The sequence below is a fragment of the Achromobacter sp. SIMBA_011 genome (genome assembly GCF_046535435.1).
GTDB lineage: Bacteria > Pseudomonadota > Gammaproteobacteria > Burkholderiales > Burkholderiaceae_B > Achromobacter > Achromobacter dolens.
Genome location: NZ_JAWRWN010000015.1, coordinates 1 through 22135, shown reverse-complemented (window position 1 = coordinate 22135; position 22135 = coordinate 1). Strand labels below are relative to the sequence as shown.

The 22135-nt window shown below is 69.4% G+C and carries 19 protein-coding genes; 13 read left to right on the top strand and 6 right to left on the bottom strand.

What is annotated here, in order from left to right; all coding sequences use genetic code 11:
* The 9 genes from SB816_RS29500 to SB816_RS29460 form a co-directional block, all read left to right on the top strand.
* Window positions 1-587: FadR/GntR family transcriptional regulator (locus tag SB816_RS29500; protein ID WP_410547946.1), on the top strand; the 587-nt coding region annotated here is incomplete at its 5' end.
* 83 nt (window positions 588-670) lie between these two features.
* Entirely contained in the window at window positions 671-1537 is an 867-nt protein-coding gene (locus tag SB816_RS29495) for a substrate-binding periplasmic protein (RefSeq protein WP_054503339.1), read from the top strand.
* Between the two features lie 131 nt (window positions 1538-1668).
* Window positions 1669-2502, top strand: a complete 834-nt coding sequence (locus SB816_RS29490) for a substrate-binding periplasmic protein (protein WP_024067608.1) — start codon at window positions 1669-1671, stop codon at window positions 2500-2502.
* Between the two features lie 12 nt (window positions 2503-2514).
* Entirely contained in the window at window positions 2515-3552 is a 1038-nt protein-coding gene (locus SB816_RS29485) for an L-idonate 5-dehydrogenase (protein WP_054503340.1), read from the top strand.
* A gap of 33 nt (window positions 3553-3585) precedes the next feature.
* On the top strand, window positions 3586-4251 hold the full coding sequence (locus SB816_RS29480) for an amino acid ABC transporter permease (RefSeq protein ID WP_006392647.1): 666 nt from the start codon (window positions 3586-3588) through the stop codon (window positions 4249-4251).
* On the top strand, window positions 4248-4907 hold the full coding sequence (locus tag SB816_RS29475; protein ID WP_049070959.1) for an amino acid ABC transporter permease: 660 nt from the start codon (window positions 4248-4250) through the stop codon (window positions 4905-4907). Before SB816_RS29480 ends, SB816_RS29475 begins: the two co-directional genes overlap by 4 nt.
* Window positions 4908-5014: 107 nt before the next feature.
* Window positions 5015-5746: an amino acid ABC transporter ATP-binding protein gene (locus tag SB816_RS29470; protein WP_035182674.1), complete on the top strand. Its 732-nt coding sequence runs from the start codon at window positions 5015-5017 to the stop codon at window positions 5744-5746.
* 27 nt (window positions 5747-5773) lie between these two features.
* Window positions 5774-6985, top strand: a complete 1212-nt coding sequence (gene manD / locus SB816_RS29465) for a D-mannonate dehydratase ManD (protein WP_064528490.1) — start codon at window positions 5774-5776, stop codon at window positions 6983-6985.
* A complete protein-coding gene (locus SB816_RS29460) occupies window positions 6973-8535 on the top strand; it encodes a mannitol dehydrogenase family protein (RefSeq protein ID WP_410547945.1) in 1563 nt (520 codons plus the stop codon). The genes manD and SB816_RS29460 overlap by 13 nt, the downstream gene beginning before the upstream one ends.
* Window positions 8536-8548: 13 nt before the next feature.
* Here SB816_RS29460 and iaaH read toward each other — a convergent pair whose 3' ends face one another.
* Window positions 8549-9994 (bottom strand): indoleacetamide hydrolase, encoded by a 1446-nt coding sequence (gene iaaH, locus SB816_RS29455; protein WP_410547944.1) that lies wholly within the window; start codon window positions 9992-9994, stop codon window positions 8549-8551.
* A gap of 207 nt (window positions 9995-10201) precedes the next feature.
* Between iaaH and SB816_RS29450 the strand changes: the two genes are divergently transcribed.
* Complete coding sequence (locus tag SB816_RS29450) at window positions 10202-11020, top strand: helix-turn-helix transcriptional regulator (RefSeq protein ID WP_410547943.1); 819 nt, start codon at window positions 10202-10204, stop codon at window positions 11018-11020.
* A gap of 366 nt (window positions 11021-11386) precedes the next feature.
* Here the strand turns inward: SB816_RS29450 and mutY are convergent, their stop codons facing one another.
* Window positions 11387-12463, bottom strand: coding sequence for an A/G-specific adenine glycosylase (gene mutY, locus SB816_RS29445; protein ID WP_054446321.1), 1077 nt, complete (start codon window positions 12461-12463; stop codon window positions 11387-11389).
* 170 nt (window positions 12464-12633) lie between these two features.
* On the opposite strand from mutY, the gene SB816_RS29440 reads away from it, so the two are divergent.
* Window positions 12634-16245, top strand: coding sequence for an indolepyruvate ferredoxin oxidoreductase family protein (locus SB816_RS29440; RefSeq protein ID WP_410547942.1), 3612 nt, complete (start codon window positions 12634-12636; stop codon window positions 16243-16245).
* Window positions 16246-16336: 91 nt separating this feature from the next.
* On the opposite strand, the gene SB816_RS29435 is transcribed toward SB816_RS29440, so the two are convergent.
* Complete coding sequence (locus tag SB816_RS29435; protein ID WP_054503347.1) at window positions 16337-17026, bottom strand: M24 family metallopeptidase; 690 nt, start codon at window positions 17024-17026, stop codon at window positions 16337-16339.
* Between the two features lie 291 nt (window positions 17027-17317).
* Here SB816_RS29435 and SB816_RS29430 point away from each other — a divergent pair, with 291 nt between their 5' ends.
* Window positions 17318-18274 carry a GlxA family transcriptional regulator gene (locus tag SB816_RS29430; RefSeq protein ID WP_054503348.1) on the top strand — a complete coding sequence of 319 codons (957 nt, stop codon included), beginning with the start codon at window positions 17318-17320 and terminating at the stop codon, window positions 18272-18274.
* A gap of 14 nt (window positions 18275-18288) precedes the next feature.
* Here the strand turns inward: SB816_RS29430 and cheD are convergent, their stop codons facing one another.
* The 3 genes from cheD to SB816_RS29415 all read right to left on the bottom strand — a co-directional run bounded on the left by cheD (window position 18289) and on the right by SB816_RS29415 (window position 21088).
* Window positions 18289-19065 carry a chemoreceptor glutamine deamidase CheD gene (gene cheD / locus SB816_RS29425; protein ID WP_269875782.1) on the bottom strand — a complete coding sequence of 259 codons (777 nt, stop codon included), beginning with the start codon at window positions 19063-19065 and terminating at the stop codon, window positions 18289-18291.
* Window positions 19066-19469: 404 nt separating this feature from the next.
* A complete protein-coding gene (locus tag SB816_RS29420) occupies window positions 19470-20378 on the bottom strand; it encodes a cell division protein FtsX (RefSeq protein WP_054503350.1) in 909 nt (302 codons plus the stop codon).
* Window positions 20375-21088: a cell division ATP-binding protein FtsE gene (locus SB816_RS29415; RefSeq protein ID WP_054503351.1), complete on the bottom strand. Its 714-nt coding sequence runs from the start codon at window positions 21086-21088 to the stop codon at window positions 20375-20377. Before SB816_RS29415 ends, SB816_RS29420 begins: the two co-directional genes overlap by 4 nt.
* Before the next feature lie 315 nt (window positions 21089-21403).
* Between SB816_RS29415 and SB816_RS29410 the strand changes: the two genes are divergently transcribed.
* Window positions 21404-22135 (top strand): amino acid ABC transporter substrate-binding protein (locus SB816_RS29410; protein WP_410547941.1); only part of this gene is annotated, 732 nt, incomplete at its 3' end.

The following is a 22135-nucleotide window of genomic DNA, read 5'->3' as shown; positions in this document are numbered from 1 at the left end:
GGGCGCTGGCCGAGCGCTTCGACGTCAGCCGCACCTCGCTGCGCGAGGCCATCATCGCGCTGGAACTGCAGGGCGTGGTGGAAGTGCGTGGTGGCTCGGGCATCTACGTCTGTGAGCCCAAGCCGGGCGTGGCGCGCCTGCCGGCCGCGCAGGAGCCGGGCGCCGGTCCGTTCGAACTGCTGCGCGCGCGCTGCCTGGTGGAATCCGAGATCGCGGCGCTGGCGGCCACGACGCGCAACGACGCCGACCTGGACCGCATCTTCGAAGCGCTGACCACCATGCGCGAACAGATGATGCACAAGGAAGAGAACCAGGAGGCCGACCGCCGTTTCCACCTGTACATCGCGCAGTCCACCGGCAACAGCGTGCTGCTGGGCACGGTGACGGCGATGTGGGACCAGGCGCAAGGCCCCATCTGGGAAAAGATCGAACAGCATTTCCACACGCAGGAATTGCGCCAGGCCTCGCAGGAAGACCATCAGCGCATCTTCAGCGCGCTGGTGGCGCGCGATGCGGATGGCGCGCGGCAGGCAATGCGCAATCACCTCGAACGCGTGATCGGCGAGTTCGCGCAGGGGTGGCGTTGACGTAATACCGGCAGGCGGCCCCCGGCAGAGCGCGGAAGATACCGCGCCCCGGAACCGGGCGACACTCATCAGGAGACAACAGGATGCAGCAAAGGAACAAGGGGAGCCGCGCCTGGCACAGGGCGGCGGCGATGTTGTCGGCGTGCGCGTTGACGGCCTATGCGCTGGCGGCGCCGGCGATGGCGCAGGAAGCGCCCGCGGCGGGCCAGAGCGCGCGCATCGATGCGATCCGCAAGGCGGGCGAGCTGCGCGTCGGCGTGCTGCAGAATGCGCCCTGGCTGCTGCAGGACGTGTCCGGCAAGGGCGGCGAGGGCTGGAGCGGCCCGGCCTGGCTGCTGGCCAAGGAATACGCCCGCCTGCTGGGCGTGAAGCTGACGCCGGTGCAGGTCTCGCACGAGACCAAGGTGCCGGTGCTGGCGGCCAACCAGGTCGACATGACCATCAGCCCGCTGGCCGAGACGCCGGAGCGCCTGAAAGTGGTCGACTTCGTGCTGTATTCGTCCACCAGCGTCTGCCTGTTCGGCCTGGCGTCCAATCCCAAAATGGCCGCGGCCAAGTCGGTCGATGACCTGAACCGGCCCGGCGTCACCATCGCATACTTCACCGGCGGCGCCGAGGAAGCCTGGGTCAAGCAGCGCTTTCCCAACGCCACGCTGCGCGCCGTGGCCAACTCGGGCGCCACCGCGCCGATCGAGGAAATCATGGCCAAGCGCGCCGACGCGGCGCCGATCAACCGCGTGCCCTGGGTCGGCCTGAGCCGCAAGGTGCGCGGCCTGACCGCGCTGCCCGCCGAGGCCAACTGCCAGCAGAGCACCGAAAAGGCCTCGCCGGTGGGCCTGGCGATCGACAAGAACCAGCCCGAATACCTGGCCTGGCTGCGGCAGGTGGCCGCCGGCATGAAGACGCGCCTGGACGCCGACGAAATGCGCATCATCGAACAGACCCCGTAGGCCGCTCCGGCCTTTCCCCACCCCACTGGATTCACCGACCCCGCGCAAGGCGCGCGGCCCGGGCGACTGCCCGCGGCCTCGCGCGCCCGCATCCGGCGTCCGCCGCCGGGCTTGCCTCCAAGGAGACCGCAATGCAACCGTCCTTCCTCACCCGTTTCGCCGCCACCGCTCTGCTGCTGGCCGGCGCCGCCACCGCCCAGGCGCAGACGCCGCCCGCGCCCGGCGAGAGCCCGCGCATCGACGCCATCCGCAAGGCCGGCGTGCTGCGCGTGGGCGTGGTCAACAACCCGCCGTGGCTGGTGCAGAACACCACCGGCTCGGGCGAGCCCTGGATGGGCTCGTCGTGGCTGCTGGGCAAGGAATTCGCGCGCCTGCTGGACGTGAAGATCGTGCCGGTGCAGGTCAGCCACGAAACCAAGGTGCCGGCGCTGATCGCCAATCAGATGGACATCATGATCGGGCCGCTGAACCAGAACGCCGAGCGCGCCAAGATCATCGACTTCGTCACGTTCTCGAACACCAGCGTCTGCATGTTCGGCCTGGCGTCCAACCCCAAGTTCACCAGCGCCACCAAGGTCGAGGACTTCAACCAGCCCGGCATCACCATGGCGTACTTCTCGGGCGCGGGCGAAGAGCCGCTGGTGCTGGAGAACTTTCCCAAGGCCAAGCTGCGCGGCGTCACCAACTCGGGTTCGGTGGCGCCGATCGAGGAAGTGCTGGCGGGCCGCTCCGACGTGGCGCCGCTGAACCGCATGCTGTGGCCCAACATCAGCAGGAAGGTCAAGGGCCTGGCCGTGTTCCCCAAGGAAAACGATTGCCAGGACAGCAAGATCTTCGCGATCGACGCGGGCATGGGCGTGGCCAAGAACCAGCCGGTGTACCTGGAGTGGCTGCGCAAGGTGGAAGCGCGCATGCATCCCGAACTGGTGGCCGAAGAACGCCGCATGACGCAGAACCTGAAGTAAGGCGGACACACCATGCTCAATTGCGCGATTCATGGGGCCGAGGACCTGCGGCTGGTGGAACAGGCGCCCGAGCCGCTGGGCCCGACGCAGGTGCGCGTCGGCGTCAAGGCGGTCGGCATCTGCGGTTCGGACCTGCATTACTACCGTCACGGCCGGGTCGGCGACTTCGTCATCCGCGAACCGCTGACGCCGGGCCACGAGGCCTCGGGCCAGGTGCTGGAGGTCGGCTCGGCGGTCACCGCCGTCAAGCCCGGCGACCGCGTGGCGCTGGATCCGGCGCGCACCTGCGGCGTGTGCCGCTATTGCCGCCAGGGCGATTCCAACCACTGCGAGGCGGTGTTCTTCTTCGGCAGCGCCAGCCGCTATCCGCACATGCAGGGCGCGATGCGCGAGCAGGTGGTGGTGCAGGAAAAGCAGTGCGTGCCAGTCCCGGACAGCCTGTCGTTCGAGCTGGCCGCCTTCGGCGAGCCGCTGGCGGTGGCGCTGCACGCGGTGCGCAGCGCCGGCACGCTGCTGGGCAAGACGGCGATGGTGGTGGGCGCCGGGCCGATCGGCGCGCTGGTGCTGATGGCGGCGCGGCTGGCCGGCGCCAGCCAGGTCATCGTGGTCGACATCGTCGACCAGACCCTGGCGACCTGCGCCAAGGTCGGCGCCACGCGCACCATCAACGCCGCCGCCGAGCCGGGCGCGCTGGACGAGCTGGCGGCGGGCAAGGGCACGGTCGATGTGTGCTTCGAGGCCTCCGGCAACTACGCCGGGCTGGCGAACTGCATCCGCGCCACGCGGCCGCGCGGCACCATCGTCACGGTGGGCACGCTGGGCGGCAGCAGCGAGCAGTGCCCGTTCAACCAGATCATGGTCAAGAGCCTGAACGTCATCGGCAGCTTCCGCTTCGTCGATGAATACGCCTGGGCGGTCGATTACCTGGGCCGCGGCCTGGTGGACGTGGCGCCGCTGCTGACGGCGGCGGTGCCGGCGCGCCAGGCGCACGAGGCCTTCGCGCTGGCGGCCGACCGGCGCCAGGCCATGAAGGTGATGGTGACGTTCTGAGCCCGGCCGCGTTCGCGACCGCACGGAGATTCCATGGACTTCGATTTTTCCCCCATCGTCGATAACTGGCGCTTCTTCGCCAGCGGCCTGGGCATCACGGTGGCGCTGAGCGCCGTCACGGCGGTGTCCAGCATCCTGCTGGGCCTGGTGATCGCGCTGCTGCGCCTGTACGGGCCGCGCTGGCTGCGGGTGCTGCTGGTGTTCTACATCGACAGCATGCGCGCCATCCCGGTGCTGGTGGTGCTGGTGTGGATCTACTTCGCCTTCCCGCTGCTGGCCGGGGTGACCTTCGCGCCGTTCTGGGCGGCGCTGGTGGCGTTGACGCTGCACATCGCGGCCTATTCTGCCGAGGTGATCCGCGCCGGCATCGAGTCGGTGCGCCCGGGACAGATGCGCGCCGGCCTGGCGCTCGGCATGTCGCGGGCCCAGGCGCTGCGCAAGATCATCCTGCCGCAGGCCACCATCCGCATGCTGCCGGCCTTCGGCTCGGTGCTGACGGTGGCGATCAAGGACACCGCCATCGCCACGGTGATCGCGGTGCCCGAACTGATGCACAAGGCCGAGACCATCGCCGGGCAGAGCTACCGGCCGATCGAGGTGTTCACCGCGGTGATCGTGGCGTATTTCGTGATCCTGTTCCCGGTGACGCGCGGCGTGGACCGGCTGTACCAACGTTACGCACACCTGGGGCGCTCATGAATCTGGACTGGGGAATTATCTGGGACTCGCGCCAGGTGCTGCTGCAGGGCGCGGCCATGACCGTGATGTTGACGGTGGTGACGATGGCGCTGGCGGTGCCCGGCGGCATGGTGCTGGCGCTGATGCGGCTGTCGTCGAACCGCGTGGCCAATGGCATCGCGGTGGCGATCGTCGAGTTCTTCCGCAACCTGCCGCTGATCCTGGTGATCTATTGGGCGTTCTACGTGATGCCGATGGCGCTGGACGTGCAGTTCTCGGCGGTGACCACGGCGCTGGTGGCGCTGGTGCTGAACGTGTCGGCCTACAACTCCGAGACCTTCCGCGCCGGCATCAATTCGATCCGCAAGGGCCAGATGGAGGCGGCGCTGGCGATGGGCATGTCGCGCCGCCAGGCCATGTTCAAGGTGCTGGTGCCGCAGGCAGCGCGGCGCATCCTGCCGGTGCTGGCCAGCACCTGGATCTCGCTGTTCAAGGACACCTCGCTGGTGTCGGTGATCGCCGTCAGCGAGCTGGCCTATGCCTCGATGCAGGTGCGCGCGCAGAGCTTCCGCGTGCTGGAAATGCTGACCGCGATGGCGGTGATCTATTGGCTGATGGGCTATCCGCAGGCCAAGCTGGTCGACTGGATCCACCGCAAATACGGAGTCAAGGAGTGAACGAGATGATCCTGGAACAAGTGGCCGGCACGACCGGCGCGGCGGCGGCCGCAGCAACGACCCGCGCGGCAACGGCCGCCGCACGCAAGGGCGCCGATCAGCCGCCGGTGCTGGTGTACGAGCACGTGCGCAAGGTCTTTGGCGACTTCGTGGCGTTGAACGACGTTTCGCTGCAGGTCAACAAGGGCGAGGTGATGTGCCTGATCGGCCCGTCCGGTTCGGGCAAGTCCACGCTCCTGCGCTGCACCAACGCATTGGAGAAGATCGACGGCGGCCGCGTGCTGCTGGACGGCGTGGCGGTGCCGGAGGCCGAATCGGAAGTGCGCAAGGTGCGCCAGCGCATGGGCATGGTGTTCCAGAGCTTCGAGCTGTTCCCGCACAAGTCGGCGCTGGACAACGTCGCCATGGGGCCCATCACCGTGCTCGGCATGGCGCCGGAGCAGGCGCGGGCCCGCGCCATGGCGCTGCTGGAGAAGGTCGGCCTGGCCAACAAGGCCGGCAACTTCCCCGCCAACCTGTCCGGCGGCCAGCAGCAGCGCGTGGCCATCGCCCGCGCGCTGGCGATGGAGCCGGAAGTGATGCTGTTCGACGAGCCGACCTCGGCGCTCGACCCCGAGACCGTGGGCGAGGTGCTGAACGTCATGAAGAAGCTGGCGCAGGAAGGCATGACCATGATCGTGGTCACCCATGAAATGAGTTTCGCGCGGCGAGTGGCCAACTGGGTGGTGGTGTTCGAGAACGGCGCCATCCTGGAACAGGGCCCGCCCGCGCAGATTTTCGACAACCCGCAGGTCGCCCGTACCCGCGACTTCCTCAGCCACCTGGGCTGGGAAGGCTGAACACCCTCCCGTTTCACGGAATCCATGATGAAAATTACGAACGCACGCGTCATTGTTTGTTCGCCGGGCCGCAATTTCGTGACCCTGAAGATCGAGACCGACCAGGGCCTGACCGGCATCGGCGACGCCACCCTGAACGGGCGCGAGCTGGCCGTGGCGGCCTACCTGACCGAACACGTGGTGCCTTGCCTGATCGGCCGCGACGCGCACCAGATCGAGGATATCTGGCAATACCTGTACAAGGGCGCCTACTGGCGCCGGGGCCCGGTCACCATGACCGCCATCGCCGCGGTCGACACCGCGCTCTGGGACCTGAAGGCCAAGGCCGCCGGCCTGCCGCTGTACCAACTGCTGGGCGGCAAGAGCCGCACCGGCGTCATGGTCTACGGCCACGCCAATGGCAGCGACATCGAGCACACCGTCGACGAGGTGCTGCGCTATGCCGACATGGGCTACCGCGCGATCCGCGCGCAGAGCGGCGTGCCGGGGCTGGACAAGGTCTACGGCGTCGGCCGCGGCAACCTGTTCTACGAACCCGCCGACGCCGACCTGCCCAGCGAGCACGACTGGTCCACCGAGAAGTACCTGCGGCACACGCCCAAGCTGTTCGAGCGCATCCGTGAAAAGCTCGGCTTCGAGCACCACCTGCTGCACGACGTGCACCACCGCCTGACGCCGATCGAGGCTGGCCGCCTGGGCAAGTCGCTGGAACCTTACAACCTGTTCTGGATGGAAGACGCCACGCCGGCCGAGAACCAGGACGCCTTCCGCCTGATCCGCCAGCACACCACCACGCCGCTGGCGGTGGGCGAGATCTTCAATTCGATCTGGGACTGCAAGGACCTGGTGCAGAACCAGTTGATCGACTACATCCGGACCACCGTGGTGCACGCCGGCGGCATCACGCACCTGCGCCGCATCGCCGACCTGGCCTCGCTGTACCAGGTGCGCACCGGCTGCCATGGCGCCACCGACCTGTCGCCGGTGTGCATGGGCGCGGCGCTGCACTTCGACCTGTGGGTGCCGAACTTCGGCATCCAGGAATACATGCGCCACACCGAGGAGACGGACGCGGTGTTCCCCCACGCCTACACCTTCTCGCAGGGCATGCTGTATCCGGGCGATGCGCCGGGGCACGGCGTGGACATCGACGAGAAGCTGGCCGCCAAGTATCCGTACAAGCGCGCCTACCTGCCGGTGAACCGCTTGCAGCAGGACGGCACGCTATGGAATTGGTAGCCCCCGCGGCCCTCCGGCTGCATCCGGCGCGCCTGCCCGCGCTGGCGCCGGGCGTGGCGCGGCCGGCCTACGATAGGGGCGCGTTGCGCGCCGGCATCGTGCATCTGGGACTGGGCGCGTTCGCGCGCGGCCATCTGGCGGCGGTGAATGAGGCGGCCATCCACGCCAGCGGCGACCCGCGCTGGGGCATCTGCGGCGTGTCGCTGCGCCAGGCCGACACCCGCGATGCGCTGGCGCCGCAGGACGGGCTGTACACGCTGGCGCTGCGCAGCGCCGACGCCGAGGGCCGGCCGCGACAGCAACTGGCCGTGATCGGCTGCCTGCTGGAAACGCGGGTGGCGCCGGAGGATCCGCAGGCGGTGCTGGCGCGCATCGCCAGCCCGTACACGCGCATCGTGAGCCTGACCGTGACCGAGAAGGGCTATTGCCACGATCCGGCCAGCGGCGCGTTGAACCTGGCGCATCCCGACATCGTGCACGACCTGGGCCAACCGCTGGCGCCGCGCAGCACCATCGGCTTCCTGGTGTGGGGGCTGCAACGGCGCCGCGCCTCGGGCCTGGGCCCGGTGACGCTGCTGTCGCTGGACAACCTGCCCGGCAACGGCCATCTGCTGCGCGGCCTGGTGCTGGCGTTCGCCGCGCAGGTCGACGCCCGCCTGGCCGAATGGATCGGCCAGGCCTGCACGTTTCCGTGCTCCATGGTGGACCGCATCGTGCCGCGCACCACCGATGAGGATCGCGCGGCCGTGGCGCAGGCGCTGGGCATGACGGACGCCTGGCCGGTGCAGGCCGAGCCGTTCCTGGAATGGGTGGTGGAAGATCGCTTTGCCGCCGGTCGGCCGGACTGGGCCGTGGGCGGCGCGCGCTTTGTCGACGAGGCGGCGCCGTTCGAGACCCTCAAGCTGCGCATGGTGAACGGCGCGCATTCGGCGCTGGCCTACCTGTCGGTGATGGCGGGGTGGGGCACGGTGGACCAGGCCGTGGCGCAGCCGGCGCTGCGGCGCTATCTGGCGGACCTGATGCGCATGGAAATCGCGCCGACCCTGCCGGTGCTGCCAGGCCTGGACCTGGCGGCTTACCAGGAGCGGCTGTTGCAACGCTACGCCAATCCGGCGCTGCGGCACCAGACGCGGCAGATCGCCATGGACGGATCGCAGAAGATGCCGCAGCGCCTGCTGGGCACGGTGCGGGCGCGGCTGGCGGCGGACCGGCCGATCACGGGGCTGGCGCTGGCGCTGGCCGGCTGGCTGCATTTCCTGCGCGGGGTGGATCAGGCAGGACGGCGTTATCCCATCGATGACCCGTTGGCCGAGCCGCTGGCGCAGCGACTGGCGCAGGCCGAGCAGGCGGCGCGCGATGCTTCGCCGGGACCGGCCGCCGCGCTGGCCTGGGCGCGCGAGATGACGGCCCTGGCCGCCGTGTTCGGCGACCTGGGCCGCGACGAGCGTTTCGTGCGCGAGGTGGCGCAAGCAGCGCAGTCGTTGCGCACGCTGGGCGTGGCGGGCGCGCTGGAGGCGACCCTGGCCGCGATGCGCGCGGACGCCGGCTAGGGCGGCGTCCGCGTCAGGCAGCCGGCGGCGCCAGCCGGCCCAGCAATGGTTCGATTGCCATGCCAATGGCGAGGGTCTGGCGGTCCTCGCCCGGCAGCCCATCCACTTCCAATCCGATCGGCAGGCCGCCCTCCGACAGGCCGGCGGGCAGGCTCAGGCCGGGCAGGCCCGCGTTGCTGCCCGGGTCGACGTTGCGCGCCAGCCGCAGGAACGACTCCAGGCTGCTGGCCTCGGGCGCGGCGAGCGGCGCCAGCACCGGCACCGTGGGGAACAGCAGCCCGTGCAGCGCGTGCCGCGCGAACGCACGGCGGTAGACGTCGATGAGCGCGTTGCGATGCTGCGCGATGGCGCTGTCGTAAAGCGGTTGCAGCGGCAGCAGTTCGCCCGATGGCGTGGGCAGCACGCCCGGCACGACCAGGTCGTCGAAGATGGCTTTCACGTCAGGGCTGGAAATCCGAGCCACCAGTTCCTCGAATGACACGCCCGCGTCGTGGCGTTGCAGATAGGCGATCAGATCGTGCTTCTGCTCGTACAGGCACAGCGGCATGCCGGTCGCGGCGTTGCTGGCTTCCAGGCCGGGCAGGTCCAGCGGGACCAGGGTCACGCCGGCCGCGCGCAGACGCTCCAGGGCGGCCTGCGCCGTGGCCTCTACCCGCGGGTCCAGGTCCTGCCAGAAATAGCCGGGCAGGCCCAGGCGCAGGTCGGCGGCGCGCAGCGCCGGCAGTGGCGTGTCATCGCCGGTCAGGACGGCATCCAGCAGCGCGATGTCGGCCATGCCGTTGGCGATGGGTCCGGGCGTATCGCGGGTATGCGAAATCGGCGTAATGCCCGAACCGTCATAGCGACCCACGGAAGGCCGGAAGCCGACGGCGCCATTGAGGGCGGCGGGCAGGCGCACGGAAGCGCCCGTGTCGGTGCCTAGCGCGGCCGGCACCAGGCGCGCGCCCACCGCCGCGCCGCTGCCCGAGGACGAGCCGCCGGCGATGCGTTCGGGGTCATAGGCGTTGCGCGTGCCCGCGCCGCGCGGGCCGGGATAGGCCGTGTTGTAGCCGGACACACCGAACGCCAGTTCATGCATGTGGGTCTTGCCGACGATGACGGCGCCCGCCTCGCGCAACCGGCGCACCACCGGCGCGTCTTCCTTGGGGATGAAGCCATGCAGGGCCGGGGTGCCGGCGGTGTTGGGCAGCCCCGCCACATGGATGTTGTCCTTGATCGCCAAGGGCACGCCTTCCAGCGGCCGGGGCGCGCGGCCGGCAGCGCGCCCCGCGTCGGCGGCCCTTGCCTGGGCCAGCGCGCCCTCGGCGTCGACGGTGATGAAGGCATTGAGGTCCTGGCGGGACGCGATGCGGTCCAGACAGGCCCGGGTGAGGGCCTCGCTGGTGATCTGGCCGTCGCGGAACAGCGCCGCGGCCTCGGTCACGGAGGGGCAGCTCGAGGACGTCTGGTGGGCGGTCATGGCGGGGTTGTCTCCTTGGTTTTGGGGCGGTTGCGTCGGGTCGATACCGTTCTGTGCAGGGTTGACCGTAGCGCGGCCGGGCGCCGTTCGTCGATATGCCGGTCCGGCCCGTGGTCGCCCGCGGGCGGGGCGCGGTACCGCCCGCGGGCGGCCAGGCGCTAAGATAGATGGAGCTTATACACGTACAAGTCCCTCTCTTATCCTGGTATGAACGCTTCCCCCCAGGCCGGCGCCGCCGGCCACGAAGGCTCCCGCCTGCGCCGCCAGGCGCTGGGCGAATTCGTGCGCAGCGCCCGATCGCGCATCACGCCGCAGATGGCCGGCCTGCCCGAAGGCATGCGCCGGCGCACGCCGGGGCTGCGGCGCGAAGAGGTGGCGCAACTGTGCGGCATCAGCGTCACCTGGTACACCTGGATCGAACAGGGGCGCGAGGTGTCGGTATCGCCGTCGGTCTGGTCGCGCATCGCGGGGGTGCTGCAACTGGCGCGGGCCGAGCGGGCCTATCTGTTCGACCTGGCCGATTGCGCCGATCCGCAGCATGCGCGCGACGACGCGATGGGGGCGCCCGGGTCGTTGCGCGAGTGCGTGGACGCCATCACCGCGCCGGCCTACGTGCTGGACCGGGCCTGGAACGTGCTGGCCTGTAATGAACCCCTGCGGGAACTGTTCGACGACTGGCCGACCCGGGATCCGGAGCCCAACCTGCTGCGCTACATCTTCCTGGACCCGGCGGCGCGCGAGCTGGTGGTGGATTGGGAGCAGCGGGCGCGGCGCGTGGTGGCCGAGTTCCGGGCGGATGCGGGCGCGCATCTGGATGAGCCGGCGGTGCTGGCGCTGATCGACGCCCTGAACCGGCAGAGTGCCGTATTCGCGCATTGGTGGAACCGGCACGCGGTGGTCGAGCGCGAGGGCGGCCTGCGTGAATTCGCGCATCCGCGGCGGGGGCGGATGGCGTTTCAGCAGATTACCTTCCGCCTGGCGACTCACCTGGATCTGAAGCTGGTGATGTTGCTGGGGGATGAGTGACGGGTGGGTTCTTGAGTCGCGAGTGACGGGGCAGGCGGGGGATGGCGGGGCTACGATTGCGGTCCGGAGCGTTCGCTCCGGACTGCCCCGGGCTCAACCTCGTTGCCGCCTGCCGGCGGCTGCCTTCGGTTTCCGCCGGGCGCATCTACACGCCCCGCCATCCCCCGCCTGCCCCGCCACTCGCTCGCGTCGTGACTTAACGGCGGCTGTTGGGGCGGGTCTTGTGCTTGGCATTTTTGCCTGCAATCGTGGGCGGGGCAGGACCTTGCGGGGGCGCCAAAGGCGGCCGCGCGGGCGGCCTTCTTTGGCGTTTGGGTGTCTGGCGTCGGGGTGGTGACGCTGCGCGCGGGGGGCGGTCGGAGGGCGCTACTTGCTGTTGGCCAGCAGGTCGCCGGGGAGGCCGGCGTCGATCAGGCCCAGCAGGAGTTTCTTGACGGGGGCGGGCAGGGCGGTGTCGGGGAGTTCGGCCTGGGTGACCCAGCGTTCGGGTTGCGTGGGTTGGCGCAGCGAGGCGCTGCGCACGGGCACGTACCAGGGGCGGATGTGCAGGCGGTAGTGGGTGAAGGTGTGGGCGAAGGCGGCGAGTTCGAAGCGCTGTTCGGGGTCCAGGCCGAGGGCGCGCGAGGCGGCCAGGGGGTCGCCGGCGGCGTCGAATTCGGGCAGGCTCCAGAGGCCGCCCCAGATACCGGGTTCGGGGCGTTGCTGCAGCAGGAAGGCGCCCTGGTGCTGCAGCACCAGCATCGCGGTCTCGCGTTCCGGGATCGCCTTGCGCGCCTTGGGCGTGGGCAGCTCGGCCTGGCGGCCTTCGCGCTTGGCGACACAGGTATCGGCGACCGGGCAGCGCTCGCAGGCCGGCTTGCCGCGCGTACAGAGGGTGGCGCCCAGGTCCATCAGGCCCTGCGTGTAGGCGGCCATGTCCAGGCCGGGCGCGGCCTCGACCTGGGCGTCGGCCAGGGCCCACAGGCGCTGCTCGATCTCGCGCCTGGCGGGGTCGCCGGCGATGCCGAAGTGACGGGTGAAGACGCGCTTGACGTTGCCGTCGAGGATGGGCGAGCGCTCGCCGTAGGCGAAGGCGGCGATGGCGGCGGCGGTCGAGCGGCCGATGCCGGGCAGGGTGGCGATGGCTTCGGCGCTGGGCGGGAAGTGGCCATTCCAGTCGCGCGCGATTTCCTGGGCGCAGCGGTGCAGGTTGCGGGCGCGGGCGTAGTAGCCCAGGCCGGCCCAGTAGGGCATCACGTCTTCCTGAGCGGCGGCGGCCAGCGCGGCCACGTCGGGGAAGCGCTGCAGGAAGCGTTCGTAGTAGGGGATCACCGTGGCCACCTGCGTCTGCTGCAGCATGATCTCGGAGAGCCAGATGCGGTAGGGATCCCGGGTGTTTTGCCAGGGGAGATCGTGGCGGCCGTGCTGGCGTTGCCAGGCGACGATGCGAGGGGCGAAGTCCATGCCCGCAATTATCGCATCGCCCTATTGCCGGGGGTGGGGCGAGCGGTTACAACCGTAGGACAGAGGCGCATCGAGCGCCCGGAATTCACCTCCCGCCGCTTGCCTGCATGCGCTTCAAGAGGGCGTGGTGCGTTGGCTGCCGCGGGCGTTCCACGACCCTCGGAGTAGACATGAATGCCCCCCTCACGCCCGCGCTGCGCGCGGAGCTCGAATCCGTCCAGTTGGACGACAAATACACCCTCGAAAGCGGCCGCGCCTGGATGAGCGGCATCCACGCCCTGGTGCGCCTGCCGATGATGCAGCGGTTGCGCGACCTGCGCGCGGGGCTGAACACGGCCGGGTTCGTGTCGGGCTACCGGGGCTCGCCGCTGGGCGGGGTCGACCAGAACATGTGGAAGGCGGCCAAGTACCTGAAGGCGCACCACGTCGAGTTCCAGCCGGGCATCAACGAGGACCTGGCGGCCACCGCGGTGTGGGGCACCCAGCAGGTCAACCTGTTCCCAGGCGCCAAGTACGACGGCGTGTTCGGCATGTGGTACGGCAAGGGGCCGGGCGTGGACCGCTGCGGCGACGTGTTCAAGCACGCCAACGCCGCCGGCACGTCGCCGCACGGCGGCGTGCTGGTGGTGGCCGGCGACGACCATCCGGCCAAGTCGTCGACGCTGCCGCACCAGAGCGACCACATTCTCAAGGCCTGCATGATCCCGGCGCTGTTCCCGTCCAGCGTGCAGGAGGTGCTGGACTACGGCCTGCACGGCTGGGCCATGAGCCGCTATGCCGGCGTCTGGGTCGGCATGAAGTGCATCACCGACATCGTCGAGGTGTCGGCCTCGGTGGACGTGGATCCGTACCGCGTGCAGATCGTGCTGCCCGGGGATTTCCAACTGCCGCCGGACGGCCTGAACATCCGCATCCCGGACACGCCGCTGCAACAGGAAGCGCGGCTGCTGGACTACAAGCTGTACGCGGCGCTGGCCTACGCGCGCGCCAACAACCTGAACCGCGAACTGTGGCAGGTGCCGGCGCGCGACGCGCGCTTTGGCATCATGACCTCGGGCAAGGCCTACCTGGACACGCGCCAGGCGCTGTCCGACCTCGGGTTGAGCGAGGCGGTGTGCCAGCGCATCGGCCTGCGGCTGTTCAAGGTCGGCATGGTGTGGCCGCTGGAGTCCACCGGCATGGCGCGCTTCGCCGATGGCCTGGACGAGATCCTGGTGGTCGAGGAAAAGCGCCAGGTGCTCGAATACCAGTTGAAGGAGGAACTGTTCAGCTGGATCGGCAGCGGCAAGAAGATCCCGCGCGTGGTCGGCAAGTTCGACGACAAGGATGGCGGCGAATGGGCGGTGCCGCAGGGCAACTGGCTGCTGCCGGCGCATTACGAGTTTTCGCCGGCGATGGTGGCCAAGGCCATCGCCGCGCGCCTGCTGCGCTTCGAATTGCCGGCCGACGTGCGCGCCGGCATCGAGGCGCGGCTGGCCTTCATCGCCGATCGTGAACAGGCGCTGGCGCGCCCGCGCGTGGTGGAAGACCGCAAGCCGTGGTTCTGTTCGGGCTGTCCGCACAATACCTCGACACGGGTGCCGGAAGGCTCGCGCGGCATGGCCGGCATCGGCTGCCATTACATGGTCACCTGGATGGGCCGCAACACGCAGATGTACACGCAGATGGGCGGCGAGGGCGTGCCGTGGCTGGGGCAGGCGCCGTTCACCGAAGAGAAGCACGTGTTCGCCAACCTTGGGGACGGCACCTACTTCCATTCCGGCCTGCTGGCGATCCGCGCGGCGGTGGCGGCCAAGGCGCCGATCACCTACAAGATCCTGTTCAACGACGCGGTGGCCATGACCGGCGGGCAGCCGGTGGACGGCCCCATCAGCGTGCCGATGATCAGCCGCCAGGTGTCCGCCGAGGGCATCGACAAGATCGTGGTGGTGACCGACGAGCCGGAGAAATACCAGGGCATGGCCGGCATGGCGCCGGGCGTGCCGGTGAAACACCGCGACGAGCTGGACGCGGTGATGCGCGAGTTGCGCGAGCACCCCGGCGTGTCGGTGCTGATCTATGACCAGACCTGTGCCACCGAGAAGCGCCGCCGCCGCAAGCGCGGCGCCTATCCCGATCCGGCGCGGCGCGTGGTCATCAACGAGCGCGTGTGCGAAGGCTGCGGCGACTGTTCGCAGAAATCGCACTGCCTGTCGGTGGAACCGCTGGAGACCGAGTTCGGCCGCAAGCGCGCCATCAACCAGTCCAGTTGCAACAAGGACTTCTCCTGTCTGAAGGGCTTCTGCCCCAGCTTCGTCACGGTGGAAGGCGGCAAGCTGCGCAAGCCGCGCGCGCTGGCGCCGGAAGGCGCGGTCGACGACGACGTGCCGCAACCGGCGCTGCCGGCGCTGGCGCAGGCCTATGGCGTGTTCATCGCCGGCGTCGGCGGCACCGGCGTGGTCACCATCGGGCAACTGCTGGGCATGGCCGCGCACCTGGAAGGCAAGGGCTGTTCGGTGCTGGACATGGCCGGCCTGGCGCAGAAGGGCGGCGCGGTGTATTCGCACGTGGTGCTGGCGCAGACGCCGGACCACTTGATGAACACGCGCGTGGCGATGGGCGAGGCCGACCTGATGCTGGCCGGCGACCTGGTGGTGGCCACCAGCGCCGACGCCATGGCGCGGCTGCGTCCGGGCCGCTCGCGCGCGCTGCTCAACAGCGACACCGCGCCCACCGCCGCGTTCGTCACCAACCCCGACTGGACGCTGCCGGGCGCCAACCTGACGGCCGACCTGCAGGCCGCCTGCGGCAAGGACAACCTGCACACGGTGGACGCGTCGGCGCTGGCCGTGGGCCTGCTGGGCGACGCCATCTATTCCAACCCGCTGATGATGGGCTACGCCTACCAGAAGGGCTGGCTGCCGCTGTCGCGCGAGTCCTTGCTGCGCGCCATCGAACTGAACGGCCAGCAGGTGCCCAACAACCAGGCGGCGTTCGCCTGGGGCCGCCGCGCGGCGCATGACCTGGCCGGCGTGACGCGCTTGCTGGCAAGCGGCGGCGCGCCCGCGCATCCGGAGGGCATCATCGAGATCCGCCGGCCGCGCGTGGTCCAACCGGTGGTGGAGCTGAAGAAGCCGGCCGGCGAGCTGGCGCGCGTCGTCGAAACGCGCCGCGCGTTCCTGACGCAGTACCAGGACGCGGCTTACGCCAGGCAGTACACCGACCTGGTGGACAAAGTGGCGCACGCCGAGCGCGAGGCCACCGGCACCCAGCGCCTGGCGCTGGCGGTGGCGCGCTACTACTTCAAGCTGCTGGCCTACAAGGACGAGTACGAGGTGGCGCGGCTGTACACGGACGGGGAGTTCCTCAAGCGCATCGGCGAGCAGTTCGAGGGCGACTGGAAGCTGCGCTTCCACCTGGCGCCGCCGCTGTTCGCGCGCCGCGGCGCGGACGGCCATCTGGTCAAGAAAGCCTATGGCCCCGGCATGCTGCGGGTGTTCCGCCTGCTGGCGCGCATGAAGCGCCTGCGCGGCACGCGCTTCGACCCATTCGGCTACACGCGCGAGCGCCGCGCCGAGCGCGAGCTGGCGCGCGAGTATCGCGAGACGCTGAGCGCGATCCTGTCCAAGCTCAATCGCGGCAACCTGGATCGCGCGGTCGCCCTGGCCAGCGTGCCGGAGGAGATCCGCGGCTACGGCCACGTGAAGGAGGCGGCGATGGAGAAGGCCGCCGCGCGGCGCGAGGCGCTGCTCAAGGACTTCAGCGCCAGCGTGGTGTCGATCGGCGGCGCGCGGGCGGCCTGATCCGCCTGCGCGGCGATGGCCGGCGACGGGCATATGCCTGCCGCCGGCCCATGCGCCCTCGCGGCAGCCGCGCGACTGGGGCTGGCCAGCCCTACGCCGGATAGTGCGCGTCGTCCAGCAGCATGTCCTCGAAGAACGCGCCGTAGCGGCCCTGCGGGTCGCGCAAGTGGATCTCCAGGATCCAGCGCATCTCCGATGGGCTGATCGCCAGCTCGGCGAGCGAGCCGGTATGGATTGCCGCGTGCGGGAAGTCGGATACGCGGTGGCCGGGCAGGTCGAAGTTCAGCTCCCAACCCATGGCGCGCGCCTGGCGGTCGGCGTAGGCGTAGAGCGCCTGTCCGCTCAGCCGCTCGCGCAGCCAGACGCCGCGCACGTCATGGAACAGCGCCTCGGCGTCGCGGGCGCAACGCGCCTGGCCGGGGTCGTCGCCCACCACGTAGCTCTTGCCGCCATCGCCTTCCCAGGCGTCCAGGCGCGGCGCGATGTCGAGAAAGAAGATGTCGTGTTCGCCCAGCACCGCGCCGGGCGTGGACGCCTGGCGCATGGCTTTCAGGGTGTTGGCGCCGAAGCGCACCCGCGTGGGATGCCAGCTCAGCGCCATGCCGGCATCGATCAGCGTCTGCTTGGCCAGGGCGACCGCGTCTTCCTCGATCATGCCGGGGCGGATGCGCGCGGCGATGTCCTCGATGGCCTGGCGTGTCTTGTTGCGGGCCAGCAGCATGCCGTCCACGGAGAAGGCGGGACCGACGCGTTCGCTGGGGTCGGAAGAGGGCGTTTGCATGAGGGGGGTCCTTGCTTGGCAAGCCCGGAGGGCGATGCAAGCAGTCTGGGCGCGCGCCGGGTCATCGACCAGCGCCGCGCGGCACGGATTCCGGCCAGCCTGGCGCGTCCGGCGGCCATGGCCGTGGACGGCGGCGGATTGCGGCCGCCGTGGCACGGTTTGCGGCCAGGCCTGACGGCAGGGACCCCTTGCGCCGCAGACCTTGGGCTAAGGTAGCGTCTGGCGGCGTCGTTGCCGCCTTGGTGCCCGCGCCGTGTCGCGCGGGGCCCGAGCCTCCCGCCCTCCGATCCCATGAAATCCGTCGCCATTCTCGTGTTTCCCGGCGTGCAGTCGCTGGACGTCAGCGGTCCGCTGGACGTCTTTGCCGAGGCCAACCGCTTTTTGCTGCCTGCCCGGCAGTACCGAATGGAGTTGATCGGCCTGACGCGCGGCGTGGTCCCCTGTTCCAACGGCATGCTGCTGGCGCCGCAGCGCTATTACGCCGATGTCGCCGACGCGCCCGACCTGCTGTTGGCCGCCGGCGGGCCCGGCCTGCCGGCGGCGCAGGAGTCGGACGAGGCACGGACCTGGCTGCGCGCGGCCTGCGCGCGGGCCGAACGCTACGGCTCGATCTGCAACGGCGTCTTCCTGCTGGCGCGCGCCGGCCTGCCGGCGGGCGCCACCGTCACCACCCACTGGAACGACGCGCCGGCGCTGGCGGCGCGCTATCCGGATCTGCGCGTCGAGACCGATCGGCTGTACGCGCGGGACGGCCGGCTGCATACGTCTGCGGGGGTGACCGCCGGCATCGACCTGGCCCTGTACCTGGTGGCGCAGGACCATGGGCCGGAGGTGGCGCTGAACGTGGCCAAACGGCTGGTGGTGTTCATGCATCGCGCTGGCGGGCAATCGCAGTTCAGCCCGTTCCTCACGCCCTTTGTCGAGGAGACCTCGGCGGTGGCGCAGGTACAGCAGTACGTGCTGGGGCATCTGGCCGAGGATCTCGGCGTGGACGCGCTGGCGGCAGTGGCCAACATGAGCCGCCGCAACTTCTCGCGGGTGTTCCTGCGCGATGCGGGCGTCACCCCGGCGGATTTCGTGGAAAGCGCCCGGGTGGATGCGGCCCGCGCGCGGCTGGAGCGCGCCTCGGCGCCGCTCAAGACCGTGGCCTTCGATTGCGGCTTCCGGGATGCGCGGCACCTGCGCGAGGTATTCCAGCGGCGGCTGGGCGTGTCGCCCAGCCAGTATCGCGCCAGTTTCGGCTGCTGACGCGCGGGGCGGATTCAACCGCCCGCGGTTTCCGGCTTGCGGCGGCGGGTGACGCCGGTGTCGAAGCGTTCCACGCCGGGGCGCGTGGCGGGGCGGTCGAAATGCTCGACGCCGGGGCGATCGAAACGTTCCACGCCCGGCCGGGCGGCGGGGCGGTCGAAGCGTTCCACGCCGGGCCGTGTGAAACGCTCGACGCGCGGCGGGCTGTGGGTCTTGGCCTGCACGCTTTCGGCGGCGGCCTGTTCGCGCTTGGCGATGATTTCTTCGGCGCGCTGGTGGTGCGGCGCCATCTTGCGCACCATCACGCGGCCGTCGCGCGGGAAATAGTTGATGCGGCGGGCGTGCACGTCGCCCAGGTCCTGGGCCTTGACGGGGATGCCTTCCGTGCGCAGGTAGTTCAGCACGAACTGGCCGTTGCGTTCGCCGATGTTCATCTGCTGCATGGCCGACAGCACCGCGCCGCCGCCGAACACCTTGGCCTCGAGGCGGTCGCGCACCGCGCCGGCCTTGAGCAGTTCGTTGATCAGCACTTCCATGGCGAAGGCGCCATAGCGCATGGTGGCCGAGGCGGGCGACTGCATGTCGCCCTCGGGCAGCATGAAGTGGTTCATGCCGCCAACGCCAGTGACCGGGTCGTGGATGCAGGCGGCCACACACGAACCGAGCACGGTCGAGATCATGATGTCTTCGTCGGTGACGTAGTACTCGTTGGGGAGTACCTTCACCGCCTGGGATTGGAACGCGCTGTCGAAATAGTGGCGCGTCGCGCGGGCGTCAAGACGGGCGACCATGGGGCGGAATCAAGGGCAAGGACAACGGTTTGAACACGAAGGGCGGCGCTCGGTAGGACGGAAAACGTTTCAAAATATGTAAAAAAATGTCGCTTTATTCTTACACATTTAGCCTGAAATAGGGGGAAAACCTGTGTAACCGCAACTTTGTTATGTCCCTGAAAAATATGGCAGTTTGGCCGTCGACCGGGTGTCATTCTGGCGCCCGGGGGCAATGCTCGGGCGGCCGCGACACGAGTTGGCCGGCCGTCTGGCGCCGGGCCGCGCGGGGCCGTGGCAGGCAGGTGCTGCCATCCTACCCACGGCGGGGTGGGGCCGTTCCCCGGATCACGGGGAAGAACGGGGGCTATACGTGGCTTTAGGCGGCTCGATCTTGAGGGAAATCAGACGAAGCCCGATGCCCTTCAGAATCGCGTGCTGCGTGTGACGGACCAGCGCGCCGACAGCGCGCCCAGGGCGGCGGAGGCGACGATGGCGGCCAGCAGCACGGGCGTGCCCGGCAGATGCAGGGCGAATTCAGCCCCATAACTGCGGGCCAGGCCGAGCAGGGCGTTGTTCAGCGGCGACAGCGCCACCGCCGCCACGCCGATGGCCAGCAGCGAGGCCAGGGCGCCGGACAGCGCGCCCAGGTACAGGAACGGCCGCCGCACGAACGACTCGGTGGCGCCCACCAGCCGCGCCACGGCGATCTCCTCGCGCTGCGACAGGGCCTGCATGCGCACGGTGTTGAACACCGTGGCCAGCACCACCACCGCCACGCACGCGGCCAGGAAGCCCAGGCCGATGCGGGCGAAGCGCAGGATGGCCTCGAGGCGCTGGACCCAGGCGCTGTCCAGTTGCACCAGGTCGACCTGGTTCCATTGTTTCCAGGCCTGCGCCAGCTTGTCGGCGCGGCCGGCCAGGTCTTCGCCGTCGGCCAGCGTCACCACCACCGCATCGGGCAGGGGGTTGCCGGGCAACACGGCCAGCGCCTGCTGCCAGGCGGGGTTGGCGCGCAGGTCGGCCAGGGCGTCGTCGCGGCCGACCACGCGCACCGCGCGCACGTCGTTGGCGTATTCGCCCTGGATGCGCCTGGCCACGTCGGCGGCGGCGCCGGCGGGCGCGTCGACCCGCATGAAGACGGTGACTTCGGGGGTGACCGACATCTGCCGCGCCACCGGCTGCACCGACACCAGGATGGCGCTGCCCAGCAACGGCAGGGCCAGCGCCAGCGCCATCACCAGCAGGTTGGCGAGCGACGAGAACGGCTGCTTGACCAGCCGGCGCAGGGTGACCATGAGCGCATAGCGATGCTGCCGCAGCCAGGCGTTCATGCCGGTTCTCCCGCGATGCCGTGGCCGACGTCGGCCGGGGGCGTGGCGGCGCCGTGCGAGTCGGCGAACTTGCCCGGGTCGATGCGCAGGGTGCGGGTGGCGTAGCGCGCCATGAGTTCCTGGTCGTGCGAGGCGATCAGCGTGGTGACGCCGACGCGGTTGAAGTCGCGGAACACATTCATGATGCGCTGCGCGTTGTCGTGGTCGAGGTTGGCGGTGGGCTCGTCGGCGATCAGGATCGCGGGTCGGTTGACGATGGCGCGCGCGATCGCCAGGCGCTGCTGCTCGCCGCCCGACAGTTCGATGGGGTTGAGATCTTCCTTGCCCGACAGGCCGACCTTGTCCAGCGCGGCGCGGGCGCGGGCGGCGGCCGAATCGCCGGGATGGCCGGTGACGGCCAGCGGCAGCATCACGTTTTCAAACGCGCTGCGATCGAACAGCAGGTGCGTGTCCTGCAGGATCACGCCCACGGCGCGGCGCAGGTAGGGCCGGGCGCGGGCAGGCAGCTTGTCGAGCCGCTGGCCGTTGACCTGGATGGAGCCCCGGCTGGCGGGCTCGAGCCCGCCGATCAGCTTGAGCAGGGTCGACTTGCCGGCGCCGGAAGGCCCCGACACGAAAACGAACTCGCCCGCGCTCACGCGGAAGTTGATGTCGGCCAGGATATTGCGGCCGCGGCCATACGATTTGAATACGTGCTGGAATTCGATCATGGCGGCTGTCGGATGAAGCCGCAATATTAACTCGGGGACAGTAAGCTGGCCTAAAACCGCGCGAGGGCCGCGCGGGAAAAAGTGTCCTGATGTGACCGCGGACGCCGCATAAAAGTGACCGGTTGGACACGTTTTTTCGAACGAAAATGTGTCCCCGTTTTTATCGCAAAACCCCATTTGATTTCGTCCAGTGTCCCTATATTTCAAGGGAATTCCCGGATGCGGAGGCCGCTTTGCGGACGCTACCATCCGCCCCATGCGTAAAGCCCAACCCGGCCTTGCGTTCGGCTTCGCAACACCCCTACGGAGATCAAGATGAAAGTACTGAAACTCGCTGCCATTGGCACCGCCCTGTTCGCTGCGTCCGCGGCTGCCAATGCGGGTGCGACCTTCGATAACGTCAAGAAGAAAGGGTTTGTCCAATGCGGCGTTTCGACCGGCATTCCGGGATTCTCGATCGCGGACAGCAAGGGTGAGTACAAGGGCCTGGATGTGGATCTGTGCCGCGCCGTCGCCGCCACCATGTTCGGCGACGCCAGCAAGTTCAAGGTCACGCCGCTGAACACGCAGCAGCGTTTCACCGCCCTGCAATCGGGCGAAGTGGACGTGCTGACCCGCAACACCACCGTCACGCTGACGCGCGACACCACCCTGGGCCTGATCGGCGTGGGCGTGAACTACTACGACAGCCAGGGCGTCATGGTCTCGAAGGACCTGAACGTCAAGAGCGCCAAGGAACTGAACGGCGCCACCATCTGCGTGCAGCCGGGCACCACCACCGAGCTGAACCTGGCCGACTGGTTCCGTGGCCAGAAGATCGAATTCAAGCCCGTCGTGATCGACAAGTACGACGAAATCATCCGCGCCTTCTCGGCCGGCCGTTGCGATGCCTTCACGACCGACAAGTCGCAGTTGGCCTCGACCCGCACCACGCTGGAGAATCCGGACAAGTACATCATCCTGCCGGAAGACTTCTCCAAGGAGCCGCTGGGCCCCATGGTGCGCCAGGGCGACGAGCAATGGTTCAACGTGATCCGCTGGTCGCTG

What these genes read in the sequence shown, in the direction of transcription:
- SB816_RS29495 (WP_054503339.1), top strand. Translation starts at nt 671, where the DNA reads ATGCAGCAAAGGAACAAGGGGAGCCGCGCCTGGCACAGGGCGGCGGCG.
- SB816_RS29490 (WP_024067608.1), top strand. Translation starts at nt 1,669, where the DNA reads ATGCAACCGTCCTTCCTCACCCGTTTCGCCGCCACCGCTCTGCTGCTG.
- SB816_RS29485 (WP_054503340.1), top strand. Translation starts at nt 2,515, where the DNA reads ATGCTCAATTGCGCGATTCATGGGGCCGAGGACCTGCGGCTGGTGGAA.
- SB816_RS29480 (WP_006392647.1), top strand. Translation starts at nt 3,586, where the DNA reads ATGGACTTCGATTTTTCCCCCATCGTCGATAACTGGCGCTTCTTCGCC.
- SB816_RS29475 (WP_049070959.1), top strand. Translation starts at nt 4,248, where the DNA reads ATGAATCTGGACTGGGGAATTATCTGGGACTCGCGCCAGGTGCTGCTG.
- manD (WP_064528490.1), top strand. Translation starts at nt 5,774, where the DNA reads ATGAAAATTACGAACGCACGCGTCATTGTTTGTTCGCCGGGCCGCAAT.
- SB816_RS29460 (WP_410547945.1), top strand. Translation starts at nt 6,973, where the DNA reads ATGGAATTGGTAGCCCCCGCGGCCCTCCGGCTGCATCCGGCGCGCCTG.
- iaaH (WP_410547944.1), bottom strand. Translation starts at nt 9,994, where the DNA reads ATGACCGCCCACCAGACGTCCTCGAGCTGCCCCTCCGTGACCGAGGCC.
- SB816_RS29450 (WP_410547943.1), top strand. Translation starts at nt 10,202, where the DNA reads ATGAACGCTTCCCCCCAGGCCGGCGCCGCCGGCCACGAAGGCTCCCGC.
- mutY (WP_054446321.1), bottom strand. Translation starts at nt 12,463, where the DNA reads ATGGACTTCGCCCCTCGCATCGTCGCCTGGCAACGCCAGCACGGCCGC.
- SB816_RS29440 (WP_410547942.1), top strand. Translation starts at nt 12,634, where the DNA reads ATGAATGCCCCCCTCACGCCCGCGCTGCGCGCGGAGCTCGAATCCGTC.
- SB816_RS29435 (WP_054503347.1), bottom strand. Translation starts at nt 17,026, where the DNA reads ATGCAAACGCCCTCTTCCGACCCCAGCGAACGCGTCGGTCCCGCCTTC.
- SB816_RS29430 (WP_054503348.1), top strand. Translation starts at nt 17,318, where the DNA reads ATGAAATCCGTCGCCATTCTCGTGTTTCCCGGCGTGCAGTCGCTGGAC.
- cheD (WP_269875782.1), bottom strand. Translation starts at nt 19,065, where the DNA reads ATGGTCGCCCGTCTTGACGCCCGCGCGACGCGCCACTATTTCGACAGC.
- SB816_RS29420 (WP_054503350.1), bottom strand. Translation starts at nt 20,378, where the DNA reads ATGAACGCCTGGCTGCGGCAGCATCGCTATGCGCTCATGGTCACCCTG.
- SB816_RS29415 (WP_054503351.1), bottom strand. Translation starts at nt 21,088, where the DNA reads ATGATCGAATTCCAGCACGTATTCAAATCGTATGGCCGCGGCCGCAAT.